Annotated in this window: 6 protein-coding genes; 3 read left to right on the plus strand and 3 right to left on the minus strand. The window is 41.7% G+C overall.

The window, feature by feature from the left end:
- Window positions 1-106: 106 nt before the first annotated feature.
- Window positions 107-2,254, minus strand: a complete 2,148-nt coding sequence (scpA, locus tag HOL16_02410; GenBank protein MBT5389547.1) for a methylmalonyl-CoA mutase — start codon at window positions 2,252-2,254, stop codon at window positions 107-109.
- Window positions 2,255-2,345: 91 nt separating this feature from the next.
- On the opposite strand from scpA, the gene uvrB reads away from it, so the two are divergent.
- Window positions 2,346-4,397, plus strand: coding sequence for an excinuclease ABC subunit UvrB (uvrB, locus tag HOL16_02415; protein ID MBT5389548.1), 2,052 nt, complete (start codon window positions 2,346-2,348; stop codon window positions 4,395-4,397).
- A gap of 135 nt (window positions 4,398-4,532) precedes the next feature.
- Here the strand turns inward: uvrB and HOL16_02420 are convergent, their stop codons facing one another.
- Entirely contained in the window at window positions 4,533-5,192 is a 660-nt protein-coding gene (locus HOL16_02420) for a hypothetical protein (GenBank protein ID MBT5389549.1), read from the minus strand.
- A gap of 333 nt (window positions 5,193-5,525) precedes the next feature.
- Between HOL16_02420 and HOL16_02425 the strand changes: the two genes are divergently transcribed.
- The gene (locus HOL16_02425) at window positions 5,526-6,293 is read left to right on the plus strand and encodes a hypothetical protein (protein MBT5389550.1); all 768 of its coding nucleotides are present in this window, start codon (window positions 5,526-5,528) and stop codon (window positions 6,291-6,293) included.
- A gap of 203 nt (window positions 6,294-6,496) precedes the next feature.
- Here HOL16_02425 and HOL16_02430 read toward each other — a convergent pair whose 3' ends face one another.
- On the minus strand, window positions 6,497-7,117 hold the full coding sequence (locus HOL16_02430; protein ID MBT5389551.1) for a class I SAM-dependent methyltransferase: 621 nt from the start codon (window positions 7,115-7,117) through the stop codon (window positions 6,497-6,499).
- 406 nt (window positions 7,118-7,523) lie between these two features.
- Here HOL16_02430 and HOL16_02435 point away from each other — a divergent pair, with 406 nt between their 5' ends.
- On the plus strand, window positions 7,524-8,666 hold the full coding sequence (locus HOL16_02435) for a tyrosine-type recombinase/integrase (protein ID MBT5389552.1): 1,143 nt from the start codon (window positions 7,524-7,526) through the stop codon (window positions 8,664-8,666).
- Window positions 8,667-8,777 lie beyond the last annotated feature (111 nt).

Consider the following 8,777-nt stretch of genomic DNA (forward strand, 5'->3'; position numbering starts at 1 on the left):
GTTTGAAAACATGTTCATTAATTCAACTGCATCTTCAGGGTAAGTGTTCATAGCATAAAGTGCTACATATAATAGCGAGTGGAGTCAACTGCAAAATAATGGCGATTTAGCCGGTTTGTGGAGTAAACCGCATACCCAGGTATTTCAATATGACATCTGCCGCTTCCAAAATGCTCGTATTGGGTTCGAATATGGCAAAAACTCCTAACTTCTTGAGTATTTCTTGGTCCTCTGAGGGGATGATACCCCCGCAAATGACCCCCATATCCTTTCCTCCACCCGTTTCCAACTCACGTAGGAGCTCTGGAACCATAACCCGATGACCAGCAACTTGTGAAGAAATGCCTACGACGTCTATACCCTTTTCAACAGCAAGGGCCGCTATCTCGCCAGGGGTTTGAAACATCGGTACCAACGTCACATCGAATCCCAAATCACTCAAAGCGGTTGCAATCACTTTAAGCCCTCGATCATGTCCATCTTGCCCCATCTTGGCCAATAGAACACGAGGATAATGCCCTCTTTTTGTTTTCAGGTTACGTACATTCAATTGAATTTCTTTAAAGTGGGGATCGTTTTTATATTCAGCTTCATAAGTCCCCTCAACAACACCTGCAGATGGTTCGTAACGCGTAAAAACGTCGCTCAGAACCTTAGAGACCTCGCCAACAGTGGCCCGAAGCCTCATGGCTTTTATGGTGGCCTCTAGAAGATTTCCATCTCCAGATTTTGCTACATCTTTAAGGTTTTCTAAGGCCTTTTCACAAGCTGCTATATCTCTCTTTGCACGCGTTTCTTTCAGTCGTTTTACTTGGATTTCCTGAACAGCCAGAGTTTCGACACGTCTAATTTCCGGCGCATCGGCTTCCTCTACAACAAAGGCATTTACCCCTACAACCGTCTCTTCCCCTTTTTCAAACCGAGCCTGTCGTTCGACGGCTGCTTTTTCGATTTCCCCTTGGGGAAAGCCTTTCTCTATAGCCTTCGTCATGCCCCCCATTTCTTCGATCTTCTTGATAAGTGTTGAAGCACGATCTATCAACTCTTGGGTAAGGTTTTCCACGTAATAACTTCCCCCCAAGGGATCAATCACATGGGAAATACCTGTTTCATCTCGTAGGATATGTTGGGTATTACGTGCAATATTGGCCGATAAAGAAGTGGGCAATGCAAGGGCCTCGTCGAAGGAATTCGTGTGTAGTGACTGTGTCCCTCCTAAAACAGCTGACAAGGCTTCAAGAGTCGTGCGTATGATATTATTGTAAGGCGACTGGGCAGTCAGGCTGACACCCGACGTTTGACAATGCAAACGCAGCATTTTGCTTTTGGGATTCTCTGGCTGATAAGATTCCATGTGCTGAGCCCACAGGACGCGCGCCGCCCGTAGTTTTGCTATCTCCATAAAGAAGTTCATACCAATCCCAAAGAAGAAAGACAGCTGAGGCGCAAACTCATCAATTTTCAACCCCTTGTTTAGGGCCGTTCGCACATATTCAATACCATCTGCAATGGTAAAAGCTAATTCCTGAACAATGGTGGCACCCGCCTCCAGCATATGATAGCCGGATACCGATATAGAGTTGAATTTTGGGCAATGGTTGGCAAGGTAAGCAATCACATCTGCAACAATGGTCATGCTGGGTCCTGGTGGATAAATATATGTGTTCCGGACCAAGAATTCCTTTAGAATATCATTCTGAATCGTTCCCATCAGTTTATCCTGGGACACCCCCTGCTCTTCAGCAGCCACGATAAAGCAGGCCAAAATTGGAAGCACCGCTCCATTCATGGTCATGGAAACACTCACCTTGTCGAGAGGAATTCCATCAAATAACCGTTTCATATCCTCGACCGTATCGATGGCAACGCCTGCATTTCCAACATCTCCTGAAATGCGAGGATTGTCAGAATCATAGCCACGATGGGTGGGAAGATCAAAGGCCACAGAAAGGCCCGTTTGCCCGTGTGCTAGGGATTCCTTGTAAAAGGCATTACTTTCTTCCGCTGTCGAAAATCCTGCATATTGACGCAGGGTCCATGGACGATTTGTGTACATGGTCCCATAGATGCCCCTCTGAAAAGGATGGATTCCAGGATAGGTCCCATCGGATTCAGCCCCAACAGATGTATAAAGAGGCTGAGTGGGAATGCCTTCAATGGTAGATCGGCTCAGCTCTTCAAGAGATTTGCCTCCTAGTTCCTTCTGTGCTAATCCTTCCCAGGACTTGTATGAGGATTTGTCTTTTGTTCCCATCAGATCTTAGCCTTGTTTTTATCAGTATACCTGAGCAGTCCCTAAAGAGGAAGACAACCCGATGACACAAAATCCAGATCTATTTTCTGGTATGCAGATGGAAAACGCGTCCAAGGAAAAACGAGCCCCCCTCAGGGTGCATTCCGATTTTTCCCCAGCCGGTGATCAACCCGAAGCCATCAAAGCGTTGGTTGGTGGCATAAATGCTGGAGAAAAAGACCAAGTCCTATTGGGGGTTACTGGATCAGGTAAGACCTTTACCATGGCGCACATAATTGAGCAGTGCCAACGCCCAGCGCTTATTTTGGCCCATAACAAGACTCTGGCAGCACAACTCTATGCGGAAATGAAAGATTTTTTCCCAAATAATGCCGTAGAGTACTTTGTATCCTATTATGACTATTATCAACCAGAAGCCTATGTAGCCCGCACGGATACGTTCATTGAAAAAGAAGCGACTATTAACGAGCAGATTGATCGCATGCGGCATTCTGCTACCCGCGCCCTTTTAGAACGGGATGACGTGATCATCGTTGCTAGTGTCTCCTGTATCTACGGCCTGGGCTCCGTAGAAACCTACTCACAGATGATGCTTAATTTGAAAACAGGAGGACAAATCGACCGACAAGAACTTTTCTCCCGATTGGTTGAACTCCAATATCAACGAAATGATATAAGTTTTACCCGAGGGACGTTCCGGTCCCGGGGAGATACGGTCGAAATCTTTCCTTCTCACTATGAAGATCGGGCCTGGCGCCTCTCACTTTTTGGGGATGAAATTGAATCTATCCATGAGATTGATTCTCTAACGGGAGAGAAAAAAGACGTGCTGTCTGATATCAAAATATATCCCAACAGCCACTATGTGACACCGCGTCCAACGCTGCAGCAAGCCATTAAGGAAATCAAACGAGACTTAAAGCTGCGGGTTGCTGAACTAGAATCTACCAATCAGATATTAGAAGCCCAACGATTGTCCCAAAGAACAACCTTTGATATCGAAATGCTAGAGACCATTGGCATGTGTCCGGGCATTGAAAACTATTCTCGCTATTTGACAGGGCGTGCTCCGGGAGAACCTCCACCTACCCTATTCGAATATTTATCCAAGGATGCTCTTTTGTTTGTGGATGAAAGCCACGTCACAGTGCCACAAATCGGCGGCATGTCACGGGGAGATGCCGCACGGAAAAAGACCTTAACCGATTTTGGTTTTAGATTGCCGGCCTGTAAAGACAACCGCCCCCTAAACTTTGAAGAATGGGATAGCATGCGCCCTAAGTCTGTCTTCGTGTCTGCGACCCCTGGCCCCTGGGAATTAGAGCGAACACACGGAGAAATTGTTGAACAAATTATCCGTCCCACAGGACTGATCGATCCTGTTTGCGAAGTGCGCCCCACGGAATCTCAAGTTGATGATCTGATTGCCGAATGCAAACAGACTGTGAAGAATGGCTTACGGATTCTCGTTACAACTTTGACCAAGAAGATGGCTGAAGCCTTGACGGAATATTTGAACGAAGCAGGCCTGAAAGTTCAATACATACATTCTGATGTGGAAACTTTGGAACGTATTGAAATCATCCGAGACTTAAGGCTGGGAACTTATGATGTTCTGGTGGGTATCAACCTTTTGCGAGAAGGACTGGATATTCCAGAATGTGGATTGGTCGCTATCTTAGATGCTGACAAGGAAGGATTTTTACGATCAAAAACAGCCTTAGTTCAGACCATTGGCCGTGCGGCACGCAATGTGGACGGCAAAGTTGTCTTATATGCAGATAAAATGACGCGTTCTCTCACAGGGGCTCTCGAGGAGACCCATCGACGCCGAGAAAGACAGAAAGCCTATAATACAGAGCATGGCATCACCCCTCAAAGCATCCAAAAAAACATTTCTTCTATTATGGAAAGCGTCTATGAAAAAGATCATATGACCGTTAGCTTTTCGGATACTGATGATCATCTCTCAACCAAAGAACGCCAGGCCCGCATTAAGAAACTTGAAAAACAAATGCTTAAAGCTGCTTCTAATTTAGAATTCGAAGATGCCGGCCGCCTACGTGACGAGATCAAGCAACTGGAAGATGTGGAATTAGGCCTGACGAGTACAGAGAAGAAAAAAAAGAGGACGCGATCCTAATACGAATTGCTCAACTTCGCTCTTGAAGTTGGAGAGATAGTAAAGGCTCCTAACCTCTTTGGAACTAAGGATTTTGCCAAAAACCTGCTAGCTCTGGAAACACCCCACTGAGACCTAACAATAGCTACACGCGTCTCAAGTGTTACTTCCCCCATTTTTCCAACTAAGAAAACAATCATCGCATAGATTTTGTCCAATAAACGCGTCAATTCTACTCAATAATTTTGACAGTCCAGCTTCAATAGCTAAAGATAAGGTACCCATTCCTGTCACATCATTCAAAATAAGTTGTTTGCACGGCTCAACACAAGTTGGAATACAGATTTGTGAATCTACCTGTAGATGTTTAGTTGAACTTAAAACATAATTGTAAATCGTCTTTACCTTTTCTCTATGTTTACATAGATCTTGAATCCTCAACCAAATATCATTTTCTCCAAAATCTTCCACTCCCTCAACATTGTCTTCATTTTCCGCGCTATTCTGATTGCAGTGCAACTCATTCAATGAAGAAAGCAAGCCTTCACCTTCCTTTATCATTTTTAAAAATACGCAACCCCAGACAAGACTTTTGTCTGAGATACTTTCGTGAACACTCATATACATAGCTTTAGAGGCAGCTAAACTATCCTCCGTACTAGAAGCGGACAGCTCTTCCTGATCAGAAGGCATTTTCCCAGATTGTATTCTCGTGAGTTCCAAATGATCATCATCTGCATTATCGCTGAGTCCCCCCGCATGGGACTGTAATGTAAAAAACAAGCATATTAAGATAGTAAAAATAATTTTATCCATGCGTACAGGCCTCCAAACCCCAGATTACCTGGGATATAATACATATTTTCTGTATAACACATAGAGATATCGTCATAAATTTTTGCGTATGTGCAAGTTCAGTACACAGGGGGCAATAAAATAGTCTCAAGGGATGTCATGAGGATATTCACGAGGATTGAGACGGCTAACTAAAGTACGATGACAAGGGATCGCTCCGCTTTCATATTTCTAAAAAATATACGATTTTACTGTGTATATGGCAGTTAATTTCAATTTGCATTCATCGCATCTATCTGATCTTATATTCGTGAATAGATAATAAAATATTTTAATAAATTGAGTGAGGCTCATATGAGAATTTTTGTAAACCTTATTATTCTTCTTTCTCTGGCAATATTTCCCAACATAGGTTTGGCTGTACCTGATGAGATTGAGTTGAGTGATCACCGGCAAAATATGCCTTTAGTTGGATCCAATGGTAAAATTTTTAATAAATATAGGACTGAACTGCTAGGACGAACCGGAGTTAATGCCGGAATAGAGATCTGGAGTTCGTTTAAAGCCTCCTTAGATGGTACGAAAAAAGGAATTGCTGGAGAAGTTGCCGCAAATTTCTTCTTTCAAGCTCGAGGGTATGAAGTCTTAGAAGAACATTATGCTCAGCGTTTGGGCTTATTGAAAGGGAGTCGTTTGAATGAGGACATAAAAAAAGACTCCACATGTACGACAAAAAAAGGACCTGACAATGGTATAGATGGTATTTTTGTTCTTAAAGAAGAAGATTTTACAAATCCTTCTCACATTATTATAAATGAGTCCAAATTTCGAAATAAACTCTCTCTATCCGAAAATGATTTCGGCTTCGTCACCGGGTCTATACAACAATCTCATTCCTCATGGAATAGTCCACGCTTTGGTTGGGGCACATGTCTTCCACAACTAAATTATGACAGCAAAGTCATCATTAGGACGGCAACATTACTAAACAGCAATGGAGAAGTATTATTGTACGAAATTAGAGACAAGGACGCCTCTGGAACCAAAGAAGGAGAGTATGCTTCAAAAGCGCCGTCCAGTTGGAATATCCGTAAAGCTTACGATAAGCATCTAAAAAATTAGTAACTAAGGGCTATCCGACTCGTAAAATACCGCAATTTCAATACATCACTGTCCGTTTGAAGGGTTGTTTTATGGTTCATAGGAAATACTTTTCTAATTTTTGCTCGTAACTCAAATGCCCAGTTCTATGAGTTATTTCAATCCACTTCCGGAGTTCAAAATCTTGCTGCTAAATTGAAATCCTATAATATTTTGGTATCTTATCATTTTTTTCCCACTCCTTCGATAACATGTGCAGTGTGGATTCCTTCTTCGTAAACAACTTCTTCCGAACGTTCCACCAAAAAACCCGTGCTTTTTAGCATTTGTTCCATATAGTTAGTGTCAAAGAAATGCCGCACATGCTTAAAATCATACATATTTTCACCGACTTTTATTCCCTTCCCATATAAGGCATTGTTTGTAGATATACATCTTACGAACAGCAAACCATTTGGCGCTAACATTCTATAAGCATTTTTAAAAATTTCTTCAGTGTCCTCATCATTAAAATAATGAAAACTAAAATGTGCATATATTACGTCAAAAGAGTTATCCGGAAAATCAACCTTCCTAATATCCTCCTGAAGACACTTGACGTTAGGATTTTCCGTTCTTATGGAACGAAAGGCACGACTTGAGATATCCACTGAGGTAACATCAAGTCCCTGAGCCGCAAAATACAGGCTATCCTTTCCATTGCCACACCCCAAATCTAAAAGTGTCTTAAAGTTTTTGTTTTCAATGAGTTTATATACATCTATCGCAAACTGATTAATTTTATCATGTCCGATCTGCAACTTTTTAGACCAATATATTGATTGATCAGAGTCCTCTTTAGACATTTGACATTCCCTTTTTACCAGTCAACAAATTAAATTAAGCCTAAAGAGACTTCTCAGTCACCAAAAAACGAAAAGCTCCATCTAAATTGATGACAATTCAATTTCTAGGACAAATGAAAGCTTCTGAGTGCCTCAGAAAGTATGGTGCGCCCGAGAAGATTCGAACTCCTAACCCCCTGATCCGTAGTTAGATGATCCTATAATTTATGTAAATCTATTAAGTTCTATATTATTATATGTATCAATGATATATGATGAATTTAGATTCTCTCTACATCTATAAAAATCTCTCTGATTCTCGTTCTGTTGCTCCCCATATGCTCCCCTTTTTTATTGAAGTTAAAGTTTGTGGATGCTATGCTGAAACCATATTTTTCTTGGCATTCAATAATAAAGGATCCTTCTTATGCAAAACTCATCCGTACATCGACAAAAACTCACTAAACGTCTTGTTGAAAGCATTACTCCAGATCAAACGAAGCGTAAATATGTATGGGATACAGAAATTATAGGTTTTGGCTTGCGTATTTATCCGACTGGACGTAAAAGCTATTTTGTCCAGTTTCGTAATCAATACCGTAAGAACTGTAAGATAAAAATAGGCGTACATGGTAATATTACCACAGAAAGAGCACGTGATGTAGCTGTACAACTCATGTTGAAAGTAAATGCGGGTGAAGACCCCACTCACGAGAATAAAGCTAAAAGGTTAAAACCAGCTATAGAAGAGCTTGCTCGAAAGTATCTTGAATTGCATGCTAAAATTAATAAAAAGACCAAAGGTTACACAGAAGACCGAGCTATGCTTCAAAATATAATTTTGAAGAGTTTAGGGACCTTAAAAGTTGAGGAAATTACTTCTCAAGACATCCTTAAGATTCATAAAAACCTCAAAAAAACTCCTTATATGGCCAATCGTGTTCGCTCACTTTTAAGCAAAATGTTTAGTCTCTCAATTCAATGGGGATGGAGGAACACCAATCCTGTTTTAGGTGTAGAGAGATACCAGGAGCACAACAGAAATCGATGGCTTAAAGAAGAGGAATTGCAACGTTTATGGAAAGTTCTCAAAGTATATCGGGACCAAAATATTGCGAATGCCATTTGCCTATTAATTTTAACGGGCTCAAGAAGGAACGAAGTTTTGCATGCCAAATGGGAACAATTTGACTTAGAAAAAGGAATATGGACAAAACCTGCGCATACAACCAAACAAAAGAAAATGGAACATCTCCCTCTATCCTCACAAGCTCTTGATCTCATAAAAAAAATTCAAACCGAGGTAAAGGGCCCATATCTCTTTCCTGGAAGGGTTCAAGGCAGACCTCTTCAAGGAATCAAAAAATCTTGGGAAATAATTAAAAACCGCGCAGATCTAAGAGATGTGCGACTTCATGATCTCCGTCATACACATGCATCGCATCTTGTCTCAAGCGGTCTAAGCTTGAGCATTGTTGGAAAACTACTAGGTCATACTCAAGCGGCCACAACACAACGATATGCACACTTAGCGGATAAAACTCTGCGTCAAGCAACCTCTCTACCCTAGATCCGAGATAGAGAAACAAAAAAGCTCTGAGTACGAGGAAATAGCTGGAAAAGGAGAGAAAAAGGGTTACACTCTTTAGGTGAAAACGTAACCCCTTCTTAAGAAATATTA

The organism is Alphaproteobacteria bacterium, from assembly GCA_018662925.1.
GTDB lineage: Bacteria > Pseudomonadota > Alphaproteobacteria > 16-39-46 > JABJFC01 > JABJFC01.